This window comes from Yersinia enterocolitica subsp. enterocolitica, assembly GCF_901472495.1.
Taxonomy (GTDB): Bacteria; Pseudomonadota; Gammaproteobacteria; order Enterobacterales; family Enterobacteriaceae; genus Yersinia; species Yersinia enterocolitica.
In genome coordinates, this window is sequence record NZ_LR590469.1 from 2,321,390 (window position 1) to 2,344,775 (window position 23,386).

The window sequence follows — 23,386 nt, forward strand, 5'->3', positions numbered from 1 at the left end:
AAGTCAGCGAATAATGCCGCGAGTCGAACGAGCAAAGAAATCAATGAATGCTTGAACTGCCGAATGTTGCTCTGCCAATTCAGCAATTTCGGGCTTCACTTCATCCAGCGTCCGGCCGCTGCGATACAATAATTTGTAGGCATTGCGGATAGCATGGAGTGATTCTTTGTCGAAACCACGACGCTTCAACCCTTCAATATTGATACCGAATGGTGTCGCATGGTTACCCTGAGCGATGACAAAAGGAGGCACATCTTGAGCAACACCAGAACAACCGCCCACCATTACATGCGCACCAATCACGCAGAATTGATGGATAGCAGTCATTCCGCCAATAATGGCAAAATCGTCGATTTCTACATGACCACCCAATGTTGCATTATTCGCAAGAATACAACGATCGCCAATGATGCAGTCATGGGCGATGTGGGCATTGATCATCAGTAAATTATCGCTGCCTACTTTCGTTAATCCACCACCTTGCACAGTGCCACGGTGGATAGAAACACTTTCGCGGATACGGTTACGGTCACCGATCTCAACACGAGTAGGCTCGCCCGCATACTTCAGATCCTGATTTGCTTCTCCAATGGAAGCAAATTGGTAAATCTGATTATCACAGCCGATTTTTGTTATTCCATTAACGACGACATGGGATTTCAGTTCCGTGCCAGCGCCGATTTCCACCTGGGATCCGACAAAGCAGAAGGGGCCAATATGAACACCAGCGCCAATAACTGCACCTTCTTCGACGATAGAACTTGGATGGATAACGGCGGTTTTGTCAATCACGTATCAAGACTCCTTAACGTCAGGCTTTGTAACTTCAGACTTTGTAACTACAGCTGTTGCTGGTTTGCTACGAGCACACATCATGGTTGCCGTACAAACAATTTCACCATCAACTTTCGCAACACCAGTAAAACGGGTCAGACCACGGCGTTCTTTAACAAACTCAACTTCCATGATCATTTGATCGCCAGGCACTACTGGACGTTTAAAGCGGGCTTCATCGATACCAGCAAAATAATAAAGCTCACCTGGTTCAAGTTTACCGCGGCTCTTAAACGCCAAAATCCCGGTAGCCTGAGCCATCGCTTCTAATATCAGCACACCAGGGAAGATTGGCTTACCTGGGAAATGGCCTTGGAAAAATGGCTCGTTGAAAGAGACGTTCTTCACCGCACGCAGAAATTTTCCTTCCTCAAAATCAAGGACGCGATCTACCAGCAAAAACGGAAAACGGTGCGGCAGTAGATCCAAAATCTCTTCAATGTGCAGAGTATGAGTGTCAGTAGTCAAAATACTCTTCCTGTCTAAAAAACTGATGCTATCAACAACACGGCCTGCACTGCCCCAAAAGGGAGGCATTAGGCAGGCCGCAAATTAGGAACTCTTTACACCCTTCGGACTTGAAGTTGCAACGGTGTCAGCTGCGTTCATTCACCTGAATAACTTACCTATGTAAGTTCATCAGAGTTCATTCGCTTGCTTCCTATTTACAACTCCAATTTCTTTGGGTATCTACTTTTGGCATCAGTGCCAATAAGTTTGATTATTTGCTCAGAGTTTCGGGCTTAAGTGATTATTCTTTATCGATTTTGCGCTCAATAGCTTTTAAGCGTTTATTAATTCCATCAATATTCATCACCAAAGCAGCGGTTTTACGCCAAACCTTATTGGGTTGTAGCGGAATACCGGAGGAGTATAACCCAGGTTCAGTGATTGGACGCATCACCATTCCCATTCCGGTGATTGTGACTTTGTCACAGATCTCCATATGACCATTGATCACACTTGCGCCGCCAATCATGCAATAGCGCCCAACTTTGAGGCTACCCGCCATGATAACACCACCCGCAACTGCGGTATTGTCGCCAATCACAACGTTATGTGCAATCTGACATTGGTTATCAATGATGACGCCATTGCCAATAATCGTATTATCCAGTGCACCACGGTCAATCGTTGTACAGGCGCCAATCTCAACCCGATCGCCAATATGTACAGAACCGAGCTGTGGTATTTTTATCCAGTTGCCACGATCATTTGCATAGCCAAAACCATCTGCACCAATGACCGTACCGGATTGAATCAGACAGTTTTGCCCGATTACAACTTCATGATAAACGGAAACATTGGCCCACAAACGGCTACCAGCACCAATGTGAGTATTCTTACCAATAAAACAGCCCGCACCAATAACCACGTTATCACCCAGTACTACACCGGACTCTATCACTGCATTGGCACCGATAGAAACATTCTCACCCAGCGTTGCTTGTGGAGAAATCACCGCACTTGGAGCAATATCTTGCGCAGGTTGAGGTGTGGTATCCATTATCTGAGCCATACGTGCATAGGTTAGATAAGGGTTTTTAACCACCAGGGCCGCAGATTTACAGAACGGTAAGTCAGCCTCAGTCAACACCACAGCACCGGCATTGCAAGTTGCGAGTTGTTCCTGATAACGGCTGTTTGACAAAAACGTGATTTGCGATGGCTCGGCTGAATGCATAGAAGCGATGCCGGTGATGACAAGATCGCCATCACCATGCACCTGTGCATCCAACTGCTGGGCTAAATCAGCCAGTCGAATTGAAGGCATGTTTTATTTAACCTGTTTCAGCACGTCAGCAGTGATATCTTTAGAAGGATCTGCATATGCAACAGCATTTGCATCAATCACCACGTCATAACCGCCTTTGCTAGCAACAGATTTCACAGCATCCTGAATACGGCTCAGGATTTTGTTACGCTCTTCCATCTGACGACGGCGATTATCTTGCTCAAAAGCCTGGGCTTTAGTAGAGAAAGTCTCACGCTGTTTCATTACGTCATTTTCCAGTTTGGTACGATCACTGGCTTTCATGGTAGAACCGTCACGTTGCAGTTTCTGCATTTTAGTCTGCAGATCGCGCTCCATTCCTTGCAGTTCGGTTGCTCGGCCTTTGAATTCATTCTCCAGCTGTTTAGCTACGGTTTCACGCGCAGGTAATTGTTGGAAAATGCTGGAAACGTTAACAATAGCAATTTTGTCTGCGGCTTGAACGCTGGCAGAAGCTGCCAATGCTAAACCAAGACCTGCGGCACACAACCACTTTTTCACTATAAACTCCTTACCATTACCTGTTTGTGTCAGAGACACCTTGAAGTGCACTTAATACTGAATAATGCCTAAAATAGCGCCAAACTTATTAGCGCTACCTTAGGTTATTTCAACTACCAGTGCTGTCTTTAAAATTTGCAACTACTTTGCCAATCAATTACCAAGTTTTACCAATGTTAAACTGGAATTGCTCTGACTTATCACCTTCGTAATCTTTAACCGGTTTAGCATATGAGAACACTAAAGGCCCCAATGGAGACATCCATTGTAGTGCCACACCGGCAGAGACACGAATATTGCTGGCTTTACTGTAATCAGGAATACCTGCTGCTCGTGTTTCTGCAGTATTTTCCCAATTGGTATCCCATACAGTACCGGCGTCAACAAAGACCGAGGTACGTACAGAGTTCGAGTATTTCTCACTAATAAACGGTGTCGGTGTAATCAGCTCTAAACTGGCCACCGCCATGGCGTTACCACCGACAGCATCGGTAGAATCTCTGATGCTCCCATCAGCATTATAGTACGCAGCTTTTGGACCGATGTTATTAGAACGGAAACCACGAACAGAGCTGGCACCACCGGCATAGAAGTTCTCGTAGAATGGCATTTCTTTCGAGCCAATGCCGCCACCATAACCCAAGCGACCCCGACCCAGCAGCACCCATGAACGGTCTTCATCTAATGGCTGATAGGCTGATGTATCGAATGTCACTTTATAGAACTCATTATCTGAGCCAGGTACTGTCACTTTGGTATTCACCGATGATTTCACACCCGACGTTGGAAAGAAACCACGGTCAAGGTTGTTATATGTCCAACCCAGATTCAGCGTAAAGTCATCAGTAGTAAAGCCAGTTGTGCCTGTATAGCCTGGGCGTTCGCCGACAGATTCGAGATAGCGCCACATTGCGACTTGCGGCTCCATATCGGACAGGTCGTTATGGACGTAACCTAAGCCAACACGCAATGAGTTATTTTCATTGATTGGGAAGCCTAAAGTACCGTCAACACCGTAGCTGCTATTGGTATAGCCAGACAGGTCTGCGTTATCTGCTTTAAAGTCATTATAGAAGATACGGCCGCCCAGACTGACACCGTCAACGGTGAAGTAAGGGTCGGTTAAAGTGAACTCAGCATAAGTCTGATAATCGTTTTTCGTACCGTTAATACCAACAGTATTACCCGTACCTAACCAGTTATCTTGCTGCACACCCACCTGGAAGCTCACACCACTTTCAGTACCGTAACCGATACCAAAGTTCAAGCTACCGGTGTTTCGTTCCTTAACTTTGTAAGTCACATCGACCTGATCAGCCGTCCCCGGGACACGTTGAGTTTCAACATCAACAGTCTCGAAATAGCCTAAACGGTTCAAACGTTCTTTACCGGCTTCAACTTGGTCATTACCCAGCCATGCACCTTCCATTTGACGCATTTCACGGCGCAATACGGAGTCTTTGCTAGTGTCATTGCCTTCGAAACGGACATTACGGACATAGAAACGGTTACCCGCATCTACATTGATATGCAGTTTGACTGTTTTATCAGCATCGTTAATTTCAGGCTGAGATACGACCCGCGGATAAGCATAGCCATAGCGGCCTAACATCTTCTTGATGTCTTCTTCCATGCGCGTCACTTTACTGCCGTTAAACAGTTCACCTGGCTCAATCTTGGTCAGTTTATCCGCTTCAGATTGATGGCCCGCAAGATTACCACTCACAACCACGCTGTTAAGCTTGTATTGGTCGCCTTCAGTAATATTGATAGTGATGTAGATACCTTTTTTATCTGGCGTCAAACTCACCTGGGTTGAATCAATGTTAAATCGGGCATAACCACGATCCAGATAGAAACTGCGTAAGGTTTCAAGGTCACCCGCTAGTTTCTGCTTCTGATATTTACGATCACCCACCACGTTCCACCACGGTACTTCATCACGCAATTGGAAACGTGAGATAAGTTCATCCGTTGTGAAACTGTGGTTACCTACAATGTTGATCTGCTGAATTTTCGCAGACACACCTTCAGTAAAGACCAGTTTTAGATCGACACGATTACGTGGCAATGGCGTAACGACAGCCTTCACTGAAGCACTGTACTTACCCACACTGTAGTAGAAGTCTTCGAGTCCTTTTTCAATGTTGGATATAGTGGTACGGTCCAAGGCTTCACCAACCCGGACGCCAGAGGCTTCCAGGTTCTGCTTAAGCATGTCATCTTTCACCGCTTTATTACCGGAGAAAGTGATGCTGGCAATCGTTGGGCGTTCTTTGACTTGAACAATCAGCGTATCACCATCGCGCAGGACGCGGACGTCCTCGAAGTTGCCTGTAGCAAACAACGCACGAATAGTTTGACCGATGTCATCATCACTGACGGTATCGCCTACGCGAACCGGCATATTAAGTAACGCCGCACCGACGGCGACCCGTTGCAGGCCTTCGAAATGAATATCTTTCACTACGAACCCGTCTGCACCGTATACGGTGGCGCTGCCAAACAGCAGCGACGCTATGAGCAACTTTTTCATCGCCATCGTTGTTATGCGTTCTTCCTAACCTATCCCCTGCCGTTAAAGACGGGAGAAATCATTGAAAAGTGCAAGCCCCATTAATAACACCAGCAAAATCGAGCCGATGCGATAACTGAAGTCTTGTACTCGCTCAGAAACCGGCCCACCCTTCAGCTTTTCTATCGCCAGGAAGAGCAGATGTCCACCATCTAACACCGGTAACGGGAACAAATTGATAATCCCTAAGTTGACACTGATCAGTGCCAAAAACATCAGGTAATACACCAACCCGTACTCAGCTGAAACCCCAGCACCTTGTGCAATAGATATCGGGCCACTCAAGTTATTCAGCTTAACATCACCAGTAATCAGTTTACCCAACATGTTTACCGTCAACCGCATCAACTGCCAGGTTTTATCCCCAGCTTGGTAGAGTGCAGTGAACGGGCCATATTGGCGAATTGTTTTATATTCATCCGGAAGCGGTATAACTTTCGGCACTACACCCGCAAAACCTTCACTGCGGTTTTCTCCAACCGATTTTGTATCTGGTATCAAGGTTAAAGACAAGGGGGTACCGCCCCTTTCAATATCTAACACCAGCGCTTTACCGGGGTTATCTCGAACTTGTAAAACAAATGTTTGCCAACGATCCAGCAACTGCCCGTTAACTTTAACTACCCTATCCCCTGCTTGTAAACCCGCCTTTTCTGCCGCTGACCCTGGCTGGACTTCTGCCAAGACAGATTCAATCTGCGGACCGCGGGGGATAATGCCTAGTGCAACCACAGGATCTTGTTTATCAGGCTCAAATTGCCACTGCCGCAAATCGAGTGTCTTTTGCACCACATTAGCAGAGCCAAATGGGGCAACACCGACTTGCGTTTGCTTGTCACCTATTTTGCTGACTAAAGCCAAACGAACAGAATCCCAGTCAGGCGTTTCGATACCATCGACAGACTTAAGTTCCATTCCCGGAGAAATATTGGCTTGCGCAGCAATGGATTGTGGCGAAATATCACCCACAACCGGACGCACGCTTGGGACGCCAATGATAAACACCAGCCAGTAAGCAATAATAGCAAAAAGGAAATTGGCAATAGGCCCCGCACTGACGATTGCAGCACGTTGTAAGACTGTTTTATTGTTAAAAGATTGATGGCGAAATTCAGGTGCAACCGCCTCTACGCGCTCATCCAACATTTTAACATAGCCGCCCAACGGGATAAGGGCGATAACATACTCGGTTCCCTGACGATCAGTCCGACGCCATAGCGCTTTACCAAAACCAATCGAAAAGCGTTCAACACGGACACCACAGCGCCGTGCCACCCAAAAGTGGCCGAACTCATGCACTGTAATTAAGATCCCCAGTGCGATAATAAACGCGGCCAGGCTCCAGAGTATGCTCATCATATTCCCTAAACTCCCCGTCAGTGACGGATTAAAACACTAACAGCATTAAGCAGGCAAATACCGGCACAGCTGCGGTCAGGCTATCGATACGATCCAGTATCCCACCATGACCAGGAATCAAATGACCACTGTCTTTGATTCCCGCTTCACGTTTAAACATACTTTCGGTCAAATCGCCGAGTACCGAGGCCAATGCCGCAACCACGGAACAGATTAACAGTATTTCTGGGATGATATCCAACGGAGCATATCGACCAAACAACCATGATATCAGAGCTGATGTCAGTAAACCGCCAATTAATCCTTCCCACGTTTTTCCCGGTGAGACTTTAGGCGCTAATTTATGTTTACCGAATAATTTGCCGAACATGTAAGCGCCAGAATCGGCTCCCCACACCAAGAGCATCACATACAGCAGCCACCAGGCGCCGATATTGTGATCTTGTTCATAGCCATACTGGCGCAGTGCAACCATACCCCAGAAGAATGGGACAATGGTCAGAATGCCGAAAATTATACGTAACAGACGTGAGTCGCGCCAGACCGCTGCAGAACGTGGATAGGTCAGTACCAACAGTAATGCCGCAATCCACCACCCCATAGAGAGCCAGAGAGGCACACTCACCTGTGGAAGATGAGCTGAATGCTGGTACGCTGGTAGGCTAAGCAGCATTGATATCAGTAAAAAGCCACAAAGTATGGCCAACCAAATACGCTGAGAACGACTGGCAAACCCGGCTAATTGCCCCCACTCCCATGCCGCAAGCATACAGACGACGAGAGTGACAATAGCAAAACCAACCGGCGGAAGCAGGAATAGTGCACCAATGACAACCGGAATCAAAATCAAAGCAGTTATGAGACGATACTTCAGCAAAAGTTCCCCCTAGGATGCAGTGGCATCGATAGGTGTAGTTCCCCCGAAGCGACGCTCGCGTTGTGCAAATGCATTCAGCGCACCTTCAAAGACATGTTCATCAAAATCAGGCCAGAGTACATCAGTAAAGTAAAGTTCAGCATAGGCGATTTGCCATAACAAGAAATTACTGATGCGATGTTCACCACCGGTTCTGATCACTAAATCTACCTCAGATTGTTCATGTAGGCAGATATATGAGTTTAGCGACTCTTCACAGATATCTTTAGGTTGCAATTCTCCTCGCTGTACCTGCTCAGCTAAGTGACGCACTCCCTGAATAATATCCCAACGGCCACCATAATTGGCAGCAATGTTAAGTTTCAGACCGTCATTATTTGCCGTTAACTCTTCTGAGCGACGGATCCGTTGCTGCAAACGTTCACTAAATCGACTGATATCACCAATGACCGATAAACGAACATTATGTTTATGCAGACTTTTTACTTCGCTGTCCAGCGCGCGAACAAAAAGTTCCATCAGTGCGGTGACTTCTTGTGCAGGGCGATTCCAGTTTTCACTGCTAAAAGCATAAAGCGTGAGTGCATCTAACTGATGAGTGGCAGCAAAACTGACCGCCCGACGAACTGATTTCACTCCCGCTTTATGACCGAAGACCCTTAATTTACCCTGTTTTTTAGCCCAACGCCCATTACCATCCATGATGATAGCAACATGGCGTGGAGTCAGGGGTGACAAGTTAGCCCTATCTTCATTTACAGACGACATAATGCGAACTCATTTCCTCAATAAATCAGTTGTTCGTCCCGAACATTAGGCAGCAAGCGCACAAAAAAAGCCGTGTACCAAGTCACGGCTTCTTAAGTGACAGCCAAAATAGACGGTTTAAATACCTATTGGGCCACTAATCAACAGTCTATCTGTCCATTGACGGTGCAGACTATATCATCTCAGCCTTGCCCTAACAAATTCCCACATCAGCCTACGAGGCTTTTAATTATTCAATTTTGCTATTGCCTGAACGGCTGCATCACGGGCTTTACGGTCAATCACCAATACCTCATCTACACTGGCTGGCTCTGGTAATGATAACTGCTCCACAACCATACGATTAATGACTGCAATGTCGGTGAAACGAATTCTCGAATCTAAAAATGCCATGACAGAAATTTCATTGGCGGCATTCAGTGCTGTGGTTGCGGCCTGACCTGCATTAGAAGCATCAATAGCCAGCTTCAGGCAGGGATAACGTTGATAATCCGGCTCAGCAAAAGTCAGCTCGCGTATTTTGCAGAAATCCAGCGGCGCAACGCCTGAATTCACGCGCATTGGGTACGCCATCGCATGCGCAATAGGTGTCCGCATATCTGGGGTACCCATCTGCGCCAATACACTGCCATCATGGTAGCGCACCATCGAATGAATGACAGATTGAGGATGTAAAATAACCTCCACCTGTTCCGCGCTAGCGTTAAATAACCAGCGCGCCTCGATATACTCTAGCCCTTTGTTCATCATTGTCGCAGAGTCGACCGAAATCTTACGCCCCATAGACCAGTTTGGATGCGCGCAAGCCTGGTCTGGAGTGACATCTGCGAATTGCACTAATGGCGTTTCGCGCAGTGGGCCACCAGAACCTGTTAAGATAATGCGGGAAACACCATTATCACTCAGTGAAGAATAGCCTAATTGAGACTGAACCTTTTCAGGTAAACTCTGAAAAATAGCATTATGTTCGCTGTCGATGGGTAGCAATTGCGCACGACTGTGCCTCACTTCATCCATAAAAAGCTTACCGCAGGTAATCAGCGACTCTTTGTTAGCCAGTAATACTTGTTTACCCGCACGGATAGCTCCCAGCGTGGAAGGCAACCCTGCGACGCCGACAATCGCAGCCATTACCTGATCGACATCGTCTATCGCCGCCAGTTCACACGCCGCTTTCTCACCGGAATAAACCTCAGTTCGTGAACCATTTTCTGCCAATATCAGGCGTAACGCTTTAGCCGAGGTTTCATCGGACATAGCTGCATAACGGGGGGCAAATTCGAGACATTGTTGCGCCATCTGGTGGACATTGCGACCAGCAACCAATGCGGTGATTTTGAATAATTCGGGATTAGCGCGCACAACACCCAGAGTGCTGTTGCCGATGGAGCCTGTAGAACCAAGAATAGTCAGTTGCTTCATGAGAGTACTCTGAATAACTGTGTTTACACCCGTCATACTTCAAGCTGCATGTACGTTAGCTACTTTCGTTCACCCCAGCCACTTACCTGTGTAAGCTCTTGGAGATTAATGAGTCTCTTTGTGACTCACCCAGCGGGCTAGCATAAATGCTGTTCAAACCGGTCTTCGAGCGATTTGTCGCTCAATTGCCGCCTTCCTGCAACTCGAATTATTTAGGGTATTATGATAGGCGCGGCATCAATCTAATTAAATATTGAACCAGCGAAAACTAAGCGCCGCCTAAGCGACGCTATAATAGTTGTCGGCGAAGATTAGAAATCCATCAACTCGGTTTCTTTGGCCGCCAATGCTGCATCAACTTTCTTGATGAAAGCATCGGTCAGCTTCTGTATATCGTCTTGAGAACGACGATCTTCATCTTCACTGATCTCTTTATCTTTCAACAAAGCTTTCACTTTTTCGTTTGCATCGCGACGCACGTTACGGATAGAGACGCGGCCCTGCTCTGCTTCTGCGCGAACAACTTTAATCAAGTCCTTACGACGCTCTTCAGTTAATGCTGGCAGTGGAACGCGAATAACAGTGCCCGCAGAAGAAGGATTCAGACCTAAATCAGAGGTCATGATCGCTTTCTCAACAGCGGCGCTCAGGCTGCGGTCAAAGACGGTCAATGCCAGAGTACGGGAGTCTTCAACAACGATGTTAGCCAACTGGCGCAATGGCGTAGCGGTGCCATAATACTCAACCTGAATGCCATCAAGAATGCTCGGAGAAGCGCGACCAGTACGAATCTTACTAATATGGTTCTGGAAGACTTCTAAGCATTTCTCCATGCGTACTTCGGTATCTTTTCTAATTTCGTTAATCACGTTGTGAACCCTTGAAAACTGGTTACTTGTCAGGCCATAACTTAAGTATAGCCGGTGAATATATAAACCAACAGTTGCTGGCTAGAGGGGCAAACGTTCAATCCAGATGCCCCTGACAGTACGGGAAGTCGCTTATTTAGTTACCGCTGCCACTTCTTTAGTGATCAGCGTCCCTTCATTCTCACCCATCACCACGCGACGTAAAGCGCCAGGTTTATTCATGTTAAAGACACGAATTGGTAAGTTGTGATCACGGGCCAAAGTAAAGGCTGCCAGATCCATAACTTTCAACTCACGCTCTAAAACGTCCTGATAGGTTAACTGCTCGTACAGTGTTGCGTCAGGATTTTTCACCGGATCTGCGGAGTAAACCCCATCGACTTTTGTTGCTTTCAACACAACATCAGCTTCAATTTCGATACCACGCAGACAAGCCGCTGAATCTGTAGTGAAGAATGGGTTACCCGTACCCGCAGCAAAAATAACCACACGGTTGTGGCGCAGCAGGCTGATTGCTTCAGCCCAACTGTAATTATCACACACACCATTAAGTGGAATAGCAGACATCAGGCGGGCGTTCACATAGGCACGGTGCAGTGCATCTCGCATTGCCAGGCCGTTCATTACGGTAGCCAGCATTCCCATGTGGTCGCCCACTACGCGGTTCATCCCAGCTTGTGCCAAACCGGCACCGCGGAACAAATTACCACCACCAATCACCACACCGACCTGAATGCCCAATTCGACCAGCTCTTTCACTTCTTGAGCCATGCGATCCAAAACGCTTGCGTCGATACCAAAACCTTCTGCACCTTGCAGGGCTTCGCCACTAAGCTTAAGCAGGATACGCTGATATACGGGTTTTGCATTGGTTGCCATGGTGTTCTGTCCTAAGCAGCAGTAATAATATTGGAGACCTGACCGTCAGGGTTTCAAGGCAATTTGGGGCGTTGAAAACTGACCTGACCAAGTTTATACCCTGGATAATTCGAGTGACAGGGAGACGATAACTGAGCGAATTCCCAGACACTTACATCAGTAAGTGACCAAGGTAAACGGCGGCAGTCGACGCACCTGTAGCTTGAAGTATAACGGGTATCGAATGGATAAAATGGAACCGCCTGGTGGCGGCTCCATTTTTAGCATTAAGACTGTTTGCTCATTGCTGCAACTTCAGCAGCAAAGTCAGTCTCAACTTTCTCAATGCCTTCGCCCACTTCAAAGCGGATGAAGTTTACAACGTCAGCGTTGTTCTCTTTCAACAGATCGCCAACAGTTTTGCTTGGGTCCATAACGAAGTTCTGACCAGTCAGAGAAACTTCGCCGGTGAACTTACGCATACGGCCTTCAACCATCTTCTCAGCAATTTCACGTGGCTTGCCGGATTCGATAGCGATGTCCAACTGGATTTGGTGCTCGCGAGCAACAACTTCAGCAGGAACATCTTCTGGCTTAACGTATTCAGGCTTGCTTGCAGCAATGTGCATAGCAATGTGCTTAACCAGCTCTTCATCAGCGCCAGTTGCCGCAACCATAACACCGATACGTGCGCCGTGCAGGTAAGTACCCAGAACATCGCCTTCCAGAGCAGCAACACGACGAATGTTGATGTTCTCACCGATTTTAGCCACCAGGTTAGCGCGTTGTTCTTCAAACTTAGCTTTCAGAACGTCGATATCAGTGATTTTGTCAGCCAGAGCTGCGTTGATAACTTCTTCGCCGAATGCTTTGAAGCCAGCATCTTTAGCAACAAAGTCAGTTTCGCAGTTCAGTTCCAGAATCACACCGAATTTACCGTCGGCTGATACTTTAGCCAGGATGATACCTTCAGCAGCGATACGGCCTGCTTTCTTGGCAGCTTTAGCCTGACCAGATTTACGCATATTGTCGATGGCAAGCTCAATGTCGCCGTTAGCTTCAACCAACGCCTTTTTACATTCCATCATGCCTGCGGCAGTACGCTCACGCAGTTCTTTTACCAAAGCAGCGGTAATAGCAACCATTTCAATTTCCTCGGTTCTCTTGTGAAAACAAGATCTCACATTAGATACGCAAAGGGGGCCTATAAAAGGCCCCCTAACCAACATATTTCAATACCTGGTTAATAAGGGCTCACGACGAGCCTGACTTATTATTCAGCTTCTACGAAGCTTTCTTCCGCTTGAACGGCCAGATCTTGAGAACGACCTTCCTTGACGGCATCAGCAACAGCATTCAGGTACAGTTTAACTGCACGGATTGCGTCATCGTTACCAGGGATGATGAAGTCAACGCCATCTGGATCGGAGTTGGTATCAACGATAGAGAATACCGGGATACCCAGGTTGTTAGCTTCTTTGATAGCGATGTGTTCGTGATCAGCATCAACAACGAACAGTGCGTCTGGTAAACCGCCCATGTCTTTGATACCGCCCAGGCTGTTTTCCAGCTTGTTCAGTTCACGAGTACGCATCAGCGCTTCTTTCTTGGTCAGCTTATCAAAGGTGCCGTCTTGAGACTGGATTTCCAAATCTTTCAAACGTTTGATGGACTGACGAACAGTTTTCCAGTTAGTCAGCATCCCGCCCAACCAGCGATGGTTCACGAAGAACTGGTCGCAGTTGTTGGCAGCTTCTTTTACCGCTTCGCTTGCTGCGCGTTTAGTACCAACGAACAAGATCTTACCTTTACGGGAAGAGATCTTTTTCAATTCAGCCAGAGCTTCGTTGAACAATGGTACGGTTTTTTCCAGGTTGATGATGTGAACTTTGTTACGTGCGCCGAAGATGAAAGGCTTCATTTTCGGGTTCCAGTAACGGGTCTGGTGACCGAAGTGAACACCGGCCTGGAGCATGTCGCGCATGGAAACAGTTGCCATGATTAAAACCTCTATAGTATCAGTTGGGGTTATGCCTCCACGTGTCCCATAACGCCGACCCCATAAGCGATTGATGATAATCAAAAACTTTAGGGCACCCCGGCGTATGTGTCGACACGTGTGTGTTATTTACACATATGAGTGCGATTGGTATTACTCGACTAAACAACGCTTTCTAGCCAGAACTTGTCTGGGAAGAGAGTGCGGTTCGCCGGCGCGCTTTATACCATAAACAGCCACAACACACCAACTTTTGTTGTATTTAATGTCGTCACTGCAAACGAAAGTTTGGCAGCAAATTGCTGGGCTGGTACCATTAGCGGCAGATTATTTAGGGTATATGATATTTATTCACCTGCTTATTCATATCTATTTACTAACGGCGGCTGGTCATCTATAGCCCCTACGGACATTTTTGCATGGCAATCTCAATCAAAACACCTGAAGATATTCAAAAAATGCGCGTTGCTGGCCGCTTGGCTGCTGAAGTGCTGGAAATCATTGAGCCTCACGTAAAACCAGGCGTAACTACCGGTGAACTTGATCGTATTTGTCACGACCATATCACCAACCACCAGCAAGCCATTTCAGCTTGTCTCGGCTATCACGGCTTTCCAAAATCCGTTTGTATTTCAGTAAATGAAGTCATTTGCCACGGTATTCCAAGTGACGAAAAAGTCCTGAAAGATGGCGATATCGTCAATATCGACGTTACCGTGATTAAAGATGGTTTTCATGGCGACACATCAAAAATGTTTATTGTCGGTAAGCCAACCATTCTTGGTGAGCGCTTGTGCCGTGTGACACAAGAGAGCCTGTATCTGGCCATCAAAATGGTTAAACCGGGTATCCGTCTGCGCACTTTGGGCAAAGAGATCCAGAAGTTTGTAGAAGCAGAAAACTTCTCAGTAGTACGTGAATATTGTGGTCACGGCATTGGTGAAGGTTTCCATGAGGAACCACAGGTTCTGCACTATGATGCTGATGATGGTGGTGTCGTGCTGCAAACGGGCATGGCCTTTACCATTGAACCTATGGTCAATGCTGGCGATTACCGGATTCGTACCATGAAAGATGGCTGGACAGTAAAAACTAAAGATCGCAGCTTGTCGGCACAGTATGAGCATACTATTGTGGTAACTGATAACGGCTGCGAAATAATGACGTTGCGCAAGGATGACACCATCCCCAACCTCATAACGCACGAGTAATAATGATAAGCCGGCAGCCGCCGGCTTTTTTATGGGCTGCGTCTTTTACCAGGTAAACATATGTCTGACAATCACACCGAGCACTCTGTACTACCCGCGGTAACGAAGGTCATTCCTGAGCAGCCCGCATCACCGGCAACCTATCTTGATAGCGAGCTTAATTGCCCAGAACTCAAGCAGCGATTGGAAACTTTCCAGTCCTGGTTGGCTGATGCATTCAATGGCGGAATCAGCGCGGAGACATTAATTGCTGCGCGCAGTGATTACATTGATCGCCTGTTAGGCCGACTGTGGACATTCTATGGCTTCGATGACGTGCCAGAAACCGCGCTGGTCGCCGTCGGTGGCTACGGCCGTGGCGAGCTGCACCCGCTATCAGATATTGATGTGCTGATTCTGTCCAAACAGCGCCTCAATGATGAGCATGCACAGCGTGTCGGCCAGTTGATTACCTTACTCTGGGATCTGAAACTGGAAGTCGGCCACAGTGTGCGCACACTGGAAGAGTGCTTGCTGGAAGGCTTGGCTGACCTCACCGTTGCTACCAATATGGTTGAATCGCGCCTCATTTGTGGCGATGTTGCTCTATTCTTACAGATGCAAAAACACATTTTCAGCGACAACTTCTGGCCCTCGCCAAAATTTTTCCATGCCAAAGTGGTGGAGCAACAAGAGCGGCATAAACGCTATCACGGCACCAGTTATAATCTGGAACCGGATATCAAAAGCAGCCCCGGCGGATTAAGGGATATTCATACTCTTCAGTGGGTTGCCCGTCGCCATTTTGGTGCGACGTCGTTGAGTGAGATGGTTGATTTTGGTTTTCTCACTAAAGCCGAGCGCAACGAGCTGATTGAAAGCCAAAGTTTTTTGTGGCGCATCCGCTTTGCCTTGCATTTGGTACTGACCCGCTACGATAACCGCCTGCTGTTTGACCGCCAACTGAGTGTTGCCCAACTTTTGCAATATCAAGGCGAAGGGAATGAGCCGGTCGAACGCATGATGAAAGATTTTTATCGCATGACTCGCCGGGTCAGTGAGCTGAACAACATGCTGTTACAGCTATTTGATGAAGCCATATTGGCGCTGGATACCAATGAGAAACCGCGGCCGCTGGATGATGAATTTCAATTACGTGGCGATTTAATCGATTTGCGTGATGAAAATCTCTTTGTTGATAAACCTGAAGCCATTATGCGCATGTTTTATCTCATGGTGCGCAATCAGGATATTAAAGGTATTTACTCCACCACGGTACGCCGTTTACGCCATGCCCGTCGTCACCTGAAGCAGCCATTATGTAATATCCCTGAAGCACGCAAACTGTTTATGGCCATTTTACGCCATCCGGGTGCCGTTTCCCGAGCGCTGTTACCTATGCATCGCCACAGTGTGCTGTGGGCTTATATGCCGCAGTGGGGCAGTATTGTCGGGCAGATGCAGTTTGACCTGTTTCATGCTTATACCGTCGATGAGCACACAATCCGAGTGTTACTTAAACTCGAAAGTTTCGCCGATGAAAGCACCCGCCCGCGCCACCCTCTTTGTGTCGAACTTTATCCGCGCTTACCTCAACCTGAACTGTTGCTACTGGCTGCGCTATTCCACGATATCGCCAAGGGACGTGGCGGCGATCATTCAATATTGGGCGCGCACGATGTACTGGAATTTGCCGAACAGCATGGGCTGAACTCCCGCGAGGCCCAACTTGTCGCCTGGCTGGTACGCTGCCATTTACTGATGTCAGTTACCGCTCAACGGCGCGATATTCAAGACCCGGCGGTGATACAGCAATTTTCAGCAGAAGTACAAAGTGAAACCCGCTTGCGCTATTTAGTCAGCCTGACAGTAGCTGATATTTGTGCCACCAATGAAAACCTGTGGAATAGCTGGAAGCAAAGCCTGTTACGTGAACTCTATTTCGCTACAGAGAAACAACTGCGCCGTGGTATGCAAAACAGCCCAGATTTACGCGAACGCGTCCGCCATCATCGGCTTCAGGCGTTGGCACTGCTGCGCATGGATAATATTGATGAAGAAGCGCTGCACCATATCTGGAGCCGCTGTCGGGCGGATTATTTCCTACGTCATTCACCCAATCAATTGGCCTGGCATGCTCGCCATCTACTGGAACATGACTCGACAAAACCATTGGTATTGGTCAGCCGCCAGGCTACTCGTGGTGGGACCGAAATCTTTATCTGGTGCCCTGATCGCCCGTCGTTGTTTGCCGCCGTGGTAGGTGAGCTAGATCGCCGCAACCTGAGTGTCCATGACGCACAGATTTTTACCAACCGAGATGGCATGGCGATGGATACCTTCATTGTATTGGAACCTGATGGCAGCCCATTAGCGCAAGATAGGCACCCTATTATCATCCATGCCTTGCAGCAAGCGATGACCCGACAAAACTATCAACACCCACGGGTAAGACGTCTATCGCCCAAATTACGCCATTTCAGTGTACCGACTGAAACTAATTTCTTACCAACACATAACGAACGCCGGACTTATCTGGAGCTTATTGCTCTAGACCAGCCAGGCTTACTGGCACGCGTCGGTGACATTTTCGCTGATTTAGGGTTATCACTGCATAGTGCGCGTATCACCACCATCGGCGAGCGTGTTGAGGATTTATTTGTGTTAGCTGATAAGGATCGCCGTGCTTTAAGCATTGAAACGCGTCGTGAATTAGCACAACGGTTGACAGATACCCTCAATCCAAACGATAAACTGTGATACAAATAACTTTTTAGTCATTAATTTTCTTACAATCGACCCCCCAAGATCATTGACGTTATTGCTCACACTGCAATGGCTTCAAGTACGAAGGGTATAACATCAGGAAAGAACAGGATGCAGCAACTACAGAACGTTATTGAAACCGCTTTCGAACGCCGTGCAGATATCACTCCGGCGAATGTTGATACCGTCACGCGCGAAGCGATTAACCATGTAATTGATTTACTGGATACCGGTGCTCTGCGGGTTGCAGAAAAGATTGACGGTCAGTGGGTTACCCATCAGTGGCTGAAAAAAGCCGTGCTGCTATCTTTCCGCATCAATGACAATCAAGTCATGGAAGGGGCAGAAACGCGTTACTACGATAAAGTCCCAATGAAGTTTGCAGGCTATGATGAAGCCCGTTTCCAACGTGAAGGTTTCCGTGTCGTCCCACCGGCAACCGTGCGTAAGGGCGCATTCATTGCGCGCAATACTGTACTAATGCCTTCCTACGTTAATATCGGTGCCTTTGTTGATGAAGGCACCATGGTCGACACCTGGGCAACTGTGGGTTCTTGCGCACAAATCGGTAAGAATGTTCACTTGTCTGGCGGTGTTGGCATTGGTGGCGTGTTGGAGCCACTGCAAGCTAACCCGACCATTATCGAAGACAACTGCTTTGTCGGCGCACGTTCAGAAGTGGTCGAAGGGGTTATCGTTGAAGAAGGCTCGGTTATTTCCATGGGCGTATTTATCGGTCAAAGCACCCGTATTTATGATCGTGAAACGGGTGAAATCCATTATGGTCGCGTTCCCGCAGGCTCTGTCGTTGTTTCAGGTAATCTGCCATCAAAAGATGGTAGCTACAGCCTGTACTGCGCGGTTATCGTGAAGAAAGTGGATGCGAAAACCCGTGGAAAAGTCGGTATCAATGAGTTATTACGCACCATCGACTAAGATTGAAGATAGCGGGCTAATCCCCCGCTATTTTTTTGCCTTGTGAGTTAATCACATTTTTTGGCGAAAATTACCGTCATAATCATAAACTGTGGAATATATACCTATAAGGGTGGCGCTATGTATGACAATCTGAAAAGCTTAGGAATCACACAACCAGAAGATGTCGATCGCTATAGCCTGCGTCAGGAGGCCAATAACGACATTCTGAAAATTTACTTCCGCAAAGATAAAGGTGAGTTTTTTGCTAAGAGTGTAAAGTTCAAATACCCACGCCAACGCAAAACTGTGGTTGCTGATAATGCTGGTCATGGCTACAAAGAAATCAATGAAATCAACCCAAATCTACGCTATGTCATTGATGAACTTGATCAACTGTGCAAACGCGATCAAGTTGAAGTTGATCTGAAACGTAAGATTCTGGATGACTTGCGTCATTTAGAGAGTGTAGTGACCAATAAGATTGCTGAAATTGAAGCTGACCTGGAAAAACTGACCAGCGGTCGCTAAATAGGTTGTATCACTAAAGTCATTGGTGTTGCAGGTGAATAAACATCGCTCTCACCTGCAACTATCATGGATAGAGATATATTCCCTAAATAATTCGAGTTAAAGCATGGCGGGTATAATTATTGAAATAAACAGTTATTGAAATAAATAGTTATTGAAGTAGACGGCCCCACTGCTCCACCCACGAAGCTGAAACAACCTCAGGTTCCGGATGTTCAATAGCATCAATCTCTAGCCTTTCGCCAATTCTCGTCGCACCCTGCTCTTGTAATAACTCATCAAATGCACGACCGGCTCCGCAGAAATTATCATAACTGCTATCACCTAACGCAATGATGCCATAGCGCAATTCTGGTTGGAATCCAACCTGATCACGCACGGCGATAAAGAGCGAAGCAATGCTATCTGGGAAATCACCCTGCCCGGTTGTCGAGGTCACCACCAGTGCATAATGTTGACGATAATACTGCCAGGCCTCTAAAGTGCCTTCATCGAACACTTTGACCTCATGCCCCTGCTCTTTCAGTATGCTCTCGGCTTCTTCTGCAACTAAAAGTGAGTTACCGTACACAGTGCCGACGAAAATCCCGACCTGAGCCATAAAAAGTTGTCCTTTTAACGAGAAAAATTACGCACTATCCTGACTCGCCGTTGCTGCAAACTCAACCCTTTCAAGATGAGGGACAATCCCCAGCCAACCAAAATGTGACATCAGCTGTTGCCAGGATTCATCCCAACGCGCCGTCAAACTGAGCGACTCTCCGGTCACTGGATGATTCAGATGTAAATGACTGGCATGAAGCATGAGCCGCGAGCAATCAAAATGTTCTGCAACTCCACGATTCTGACGCAGATCGCCGTGGGCACTGTCACCGATGATCGGATGGCGAATATGCGCCATATGTCGACGAAGTTGGTGTTTACGGCCCGTTTCTGGTTTTAACTGCATTAAACTAAAGCGCGAAGTGTCATAGCGCCCGATGGCAATAGGCACTTCCACTTGAGCCAAGGCCTGATAATGGGTAACTGAAGGCTGCGGTGCTTTATCGGGGCGAGCAAATTTATCCGCAATCTTGTCTAACTCTTCAGTCATCTCATAATCAATAGTGCCATCTTCTAGCACGTATCCACGAACGACCGCATGATAGGTTTTCTGAATCTGATGCTGTTCAAATTGCAACGAAAGGGCACGAGCCACATCGCTGGACAGTGCCATCAGCAGCACACCCGATGTCGGGCGGTCCAGGCGATGAACGGTATAAACATGCTGGCCAATTTGATCACGTACTGTTTGCATGACAAATACGGTTTCATTGCTATCCAGCCAACTGCGGTGAACTAACCAGCCGGCTGGTTTATTTACCGCAACTATATGTTCGTCTTGATAGAGTATTTCCAGCATTAGTGATTTTCTTTATTCAGCAGGTCATCGAGACGCTGTAATTCTACCAGCAGCAAGGTGCAATCCGGGCGATCCTCGCCAGTCAGCGCTTCTTCAAAGTAGGGTGTAATAGCAAATCGAGTGGGGAGTGGCCCTTTCGATTCCAACAATGCATACATCCGAGGGATAAGTACCCATTGTAACCACTGCTCAGCATCCATAGTATCAATGCTAAAAGGCTCATTACTTTCAAAAGCCTCGGCTTGTGGCGGAACTGTTTGCCAAAGATCAATGGCCCGCATGGCAAGCTCGATATTCTGTAGGCTCTGGCGCACCTGATTTTCTGTATTCATGATTATGCTCTCAACCAAAAAATAACTATTCACCGGGCTGGTTCAACGGCGGCCAAGCATACCATTGAAGAACAAGATGCCCAAACTCACACCCTAGACGACTAGAGTAGATTGAGCAAAATGTGGATAAAAAAAGGGGTACTGTTTTACCAGTACCCCTCTATTCGTTTCATAGCAATCCAGCTAAAAGTGATGCTCCCTGCTCAATCCTTGAAAACTTTTCCGTGCGGTTATCCTAACCAGCAATCCGTCGCGTTGTCCTACACCATCCCAGTGCCAATCCTGAAGTTATCCTAACCCACCAATCATCCTGGACTGGCTCTCAATCTCCATCCTGGAGGTGTCCTTTGTTTCTTCCTGAAACATCCCTTCACTCATCCTAAGCAGTCCCTGAGTCCTTCATCCTGAAGTGGCACCATCCTGATACCGTCCTTTCCGCCAGATCCTATCGGGCGAGTAAAGGATCGCTTAATCGACAAAGAGAGGCAAGGTACTGTAAGAAGAATGGGGAAGATGCTTTTATATATAAAAAAATGAATGTTTGTAACAAAGTGATTTTATTGAAGATAAATCTAATACAATAATTTCACATAAAAGGAATAGAAGTGATGTCTCACAGCTCGTGTGAGACATCTCTCACACGAGCTGTGCTGGGATGGGCAATAATCTTATCTTTATTCAGGAAATACAGGACGTAATGCATCCAGAAAATGAGCAAGAGTCGATGCCAGTAATGTCCGTTTACCGCTACCAAACTCCTCTAACACCATATTGCCACTAACATTACACAGTGAGGCCATGGTCATTTCCGATTCCGTTGTCGCTAAAAACAGTGTTGGCGAGAGTTTCAGTCTTTTCTGTGTCACCAAATGACCAATGAGATTTTCCTGTAAACGAATGAAATCGTCCTCGCTCCAGACCTGAAGCAAGGTAAAACGGTGATCACCTAAATCAGCTTTCATGTCCCCGGCATATTGTTGGGTATAAAACTCATGGATATCTGGATGAAGCTGAATCTCCAGTGCCCGTTCAACATTGGCAAGATTAGCTTCACCAACAAAAGGCTGCGGCAACCAAAACACCTGATTATCCTGAGTTTCTATATTACAGGGAGAAGGTACCCCATAAAGCTCCTCACTGGCAGGTGGTCGCCCGGTTTGCTGCTGCCATAAGTCAATATAGCGCTGAGTAAAGCTCTTGAGTGCCGTTGAAACGTTCTGGTCCATTCTTATTCTCTGTGTCGGGGCGGCTTGCGCTGCACCAAGGTAAAGGCGTTACCCTACTTAGAAATGCAGTTAAACGCGGCATTAATTGATAAACTACAGCTATTGTACCTTTCTCTCATCATGGGAACAGCATGTCTTCATATCAAGACCACAAGGCTCTGGCGGAACTGACGCTGGGCAAACCCACCGCGTATTGTGATCACTACGATGTGACCTTATTGCAGGCCGTGCCACGCAGTATAAACCGCGAACCTCTCGGTTTATATCCCGATAATCTGCCCTTTCATGGCGCTGATATCTGGACGTTATATGAGCTATCCTGGCTAAACAGTAAAGGCTTACCACAAGTTGCTATAGGTGAAATTAGCCTAAATGCTGATAGCGTTAATCTCATTGAGTCAAAAAGCTTTAAACTTTACCTCAACAGTTTTAACCAAACAGTGTTTACTGATTGGGAAAGTGTACGCACTACTTTGCAACAGGATTTATCCGCCTGTGCCCAAGGAGAGGTGAGTATCACCCTATACCGTCTGGATGAAATGACACATCAACCGATAGCCAACTTCTCGGGAGAATGTCTGGATGAGCAAGATCTCTATATCGACAGTTATGAATTCAATGCCGATTATCTGCAAGGTGCAGCAGGTAAAAACCGCGTAACAGAGAGCCTGGTCAGCCACTTGCTAAAATCTAACTGTCTGATAACTCACCAACCAGATTGGGGTTCTGTCCAAATAAGCTACAGTGGCCCGCAAATTAACCGCGAAGCCTTACTGCGCTATCTTATCTCTTTCCGCCATCATAATGAGTTTCACGAGCAGTGTGTCGAACGCATTTTCAATGACATTATGCGTTTCTGTCAGCCTGAGACACTATCCGTTTATGCGCGTTATACCCGTCGCGGAGGGCTGGATATCAATCCATGGCGTTCCAATACTGATTTTGTGCCATTGACTGGCCGCCTGGCGCGACAATAAATGCGTACACCTGCGCAACTTTATCACCAGCAGCACGTTAGTATTGGCAAAAAGTAAGCGACGACGTTAAGGTTATTTATAGGTTCCTTATGCTATTTTCAGTATAAAAATCAGTAATGGATACTTAGTGGTCTCTCTGATATTCCACGGAAAACAGAAAGCAGCACTCTGATACATACGCACTACCACCCTTAGGGGTGTAAAGGAGTAA

Annotated in this window: 22 protein-coding genes; 5 read left to right on the forward strand and 17 right to left on the reverse strand. The window is 47.1% G+C overall.

Annotated elements, in window-relative coordinates:
• Positions 1 to 3: 3 nt before the first annotated feature.
• From lpxA to rpsB, 13 genes are all read right to left on the reverse strand, one after another.
• Positions 4 to 792, reverse strand: a complete 789-nt coding sequence (gene lpxA / locus FGL26_RS11065; protein WP_005173176.1) for an acyl-ACP--UDP-N-acetylglucosamine O-acyltransferase — start codon at positions 790 to 792, stop codon at positions 4 to 6.
• Between the two features lie 3 nt (positions 793 to 795).
• On the reverse strand, positions 796 to 1,302 hold the full coding sequence (fabZ, locus tag FGL26_RS11070) for a 3-hydroxyacyl-ACP dehydratase FabZ (protein ID WP_005173178.1): 507 nt from the start codon (positions 1,300 to 1,302) through the stop codon (positions 796 to 798).
• A 283-nt stretch (positions 1,303 to 1,585) separates the two neighbouring features.
• Positions 1,586 to 2,608, reverse strand: coding sequence for a UDP-3-O-(3-hydroxymyristoyl)glucosamine N-acyltransferase (gene lpxD, locus FGL26_RS11075; protein WP_005173181.1), 1,023 nt, complete (start codon positions 2,606 to 2,608; stop codon positions 1,586 to 1,588).
• A gap of 3 nt (positions 2,609 to 2,611) precedes the next feature.
• A complete protein-coding gene (gene skp / locus FGL26_RS11080) occupies positions 2,612 to 3,109 on the reverse strand; it encodes a molecular chaperone Skp (protein WP_011816966.1) in 498 nt (165 codons plus the stop codon).
• Between the two features lie 157 nt (positions 3,110 to 3,266).
• Positions 3,267 to 5,651, reverse strand: coding sequence for an outer membrane protein assembly factor BamA (bamA, locus tag FGL26_RS11085; RefSeq protein WP_005173202.1), 2,385 nt, complete (start codon positions 5,649 to 5,651; stop codon positions 3,267 to 3,269).
• A 36-nt stretch (positions 5,652 to 5,687) separates the two neighbouring features.
• Positions 5,688 to 7,043, reverse strand: a complete 1,356-nt coding sequence (rseP, locus tag FGL26_RS11090) for a sigma E protease regulator RseP (protein ID WP_005173211.1) — start codon at positions 7,041 to 7,043, stop codon at positions 5,688 to 5,690.
• Between the two features lie 28 nt (positions 7,044 to 7,071).
• Positions 7,072 to 7,920 carry a phosphatidate cytidylyltransferase gene (gene cdsA, locus FGL26_RS11095; protein WP_005173216.1) on the reverse strand — a complete coding sequence of 283 codons (849 nt, stop codon included), beginning with the start codon at positions 7,918 to 7,920 and terminating at the stop codon, positions 7,072 to 7,074.
• 9 nt (positions 7,921 to 7,929) lie between these two features.
• Positions 7,930 to 8,688: a (2E,6E)-farnesyl-diphosphate-specific ditrans,polycis-undecaprenyl-diphosphate synthase gene (ispU, locus tag FGL26_RS11100; RefSeq protein ID WP_005173219.1), complete on the reverse strand. Its 759-nt coding sequence runs from the start codon at positions 8,686 to 8,688 to the stop codon at positions 7,930 to 7,932.
• Positions 8,689 to 8,913: 225 nt separating this feature from the next.
• Positions 8,914 to 10,110, reverse strand: coding sequence for a 1-deoxy-D-xylulose-5-phosphate reductoisomerase (ispC, locus tag FGL26_RS11105; protein WP_005173225.1), 1,197 nt, complete (start codon positions 10,108 to 10,110; stop codon positions 8,914 to 8,916).
• 311 nt (positions 10,111 to 10,421) lie between these two features.
• Positions 10,422 to 10,979 carry a ribosome recycling factor gene (gene frr, locus FGL26_RS11110; protein WP_005164052.1) on the reverse strand — a complete coding sequence of 186 codons (558 nt, stop codon included), beginning with the start codon at positions 10,977 to 10,979 and terminating at the stop codon, positions 10,422 to 10,424.
• A 132-nt stretch (positions 10,980 to 11,111) separates the two neighbouring features.
• Entirely contained in the window at positions 11,112 to 11,858 is a 747-nt protein-coding gene (gene pyrH / locus FGL26_RS11115) for a UMP kinase (RefSeq protein ID WP_005164053.1), read from the reverse strand.
• A 266-nt stretch (positions 11,859 to 12,124) separates the two neighbouring features.
• Positions 12,125 to 12,982, reverse strand: a complete 858-nt coding sequence (gene tsf / locus FGL26_RS11120) for a translation elongation factor Ts (RefSeq protein ID WP_005173227.1) — start codon at positions 12,980 to 12,982, stop codon at positions 12,125 to 12,127.
• A gap of 128 nt (positions 12,983 to 13,110) precedes the next feature.
• Positions 13,111 to 13,836 (reverse strand): 30S ribosomal protein S2, encoded by a 726-nt coding sequence (gene rpsB / locus FGL26_RS11125; protein ID WP_005164055.1) that lies wholly within the window; start codon positions 13,834 to 13,836, stop codon positions 13,111 to 13,113.
• Positions 13,837 to 14,255: 419 nt separating this feature from the next.
• Here rpsB and map point away from each other — a divergent pair, with 419 nt between their 5' ends.
• The 4 genes from map (at position 14,256) to FGL26_RS11150 (ending at position 19,238) form a co-directional block, all read left to right on the forward strand.
• Positions 14,256 to 15,047 (forward strand): type I methionyl aminopeptidase, encoded by a 792-nt coding sequence (gene map, locus FGL26_RS11135; protein ID WP_005173230.1) that lies wholly within the window; start codon positions 14,256 to 14,258, stop codon positions 15,045 to 15,047.
• A 60-nt stretch (positions 15,048 to 15,107) separates the two neighbouring features.
• Entirely contained in the window at positions 15,108 to 17,786 is a 2,679-nt protein-coding gene (gene glnD, locus FGL26_RS11140; protein WP_005173232.1) for a bifunctional uridylyltransferase/uridylyl-removing protein GlnD, read from the forward strand.
• A gap of 117 nt (positions 17,787 to 17,903) precedes the next feature.
• The gene (gene dapD, locus FGL26_RS11145; RefSeq protein ID WP_004391708.1) at positions 17,904 to 18,728 is read left to right on the forward strand and encodes a 2,3,4,5-tetrahydropyridine-2,6-dicarboxylate N-succinyltransferase; all 825 of its coding nucleotides are present in this window, start codon (positions 17,904 to 17,906) and stop codon (positions 18,726 to 18,728) included.
• Positions 18,729 to 18,848: 120 nt separating this feature from the next.
• Positions 18,849 to 19,238, forward strand: a complete 390-nt coding sequence (locus FGL26_RS11150; RefSeq protein WP_005164058.1) for a DUF3461 family protein — start codon at positions 18,849 to 18,851, stop codon at positions 19,236 to 19,238.
• A gap of 151 nt (positions 19,239 to 19,389) precedes the next feature.
• On the opposite strand, the gene FGL26_RS11155 is transcribed toward FGL26_RS11150, so the two are convergent.
• From FGL26_RS11155 to syd, 4 genes are all read right to left on the reverse strand, one after another.
• Positions 19,390 to 19,839: a flavodoxin gene (locus tag FGL26_RS11155; protein ID WP_005164060.1), complete on the reverse strand. Its 450-nt coding sequence runs from the start codon at positions 19,837 to 19,839 to the stop codon at positions 19,390 to 19,392.
• A gap of 27 nt (positions 19,840 to 19,866) precedes the next feature.
• The gene (gene truC, locus FGL26_RS11160; protein ID WP_005173233.1) at positions 19,867 to 20,640 is read right to left on the reverse strand and encodes a tRNA pseudouridine(65) synthase TruC; all 774 of its coding nucleotides are present in this window, start codon (positions 20,638 to 20,640) and stop codon (positions 19,867 to 19,869) included.
• Positions 20,640 to 20,972, reverse strand: a complete 333-nt coding sequence (locus tag FGL26_RS11165) for a YqcC family protein (protein WP_005173236.1) — start codon at positions 20,970 to 20,972, stop codon at positions 20,640 to 20,642. Before FGL26_RS11165 ends, truC begins: the two co-directional genes overlap by 1 nt.
• Positions 20,973 to 21,646: 674 nt before the next feature.
• Entirely contained in the window at positions 21,647 to 22,198 is a 552-nt protein-coding gene (syd, locus tag FGL26_RS11170; protein ID WP_005173239.1) for a SecY-interacting protein, read from the reverse strand.
• 131 nt (positions 22,199 to 22,329) lie between these two features.
• On the opposite strand from syd, the gene queF reads away from it, so the two are divergent.
• On the forward strand, positions 22,330 to 23,175 hold the full coding sequence (gene queF / locus FGL26_RS11175; RefSeq protein ID WP_138060237.1) for an NADPH-dependent 7-cyano-7-deazaguanine reductase QueF: 846 nt from the start codon (positions 22,330 to 22,332) through the stop codon (positions 23,173 to 23,175).
• Positions 23,176 to 23,386 lie beyond the last annotated feature (211 nt).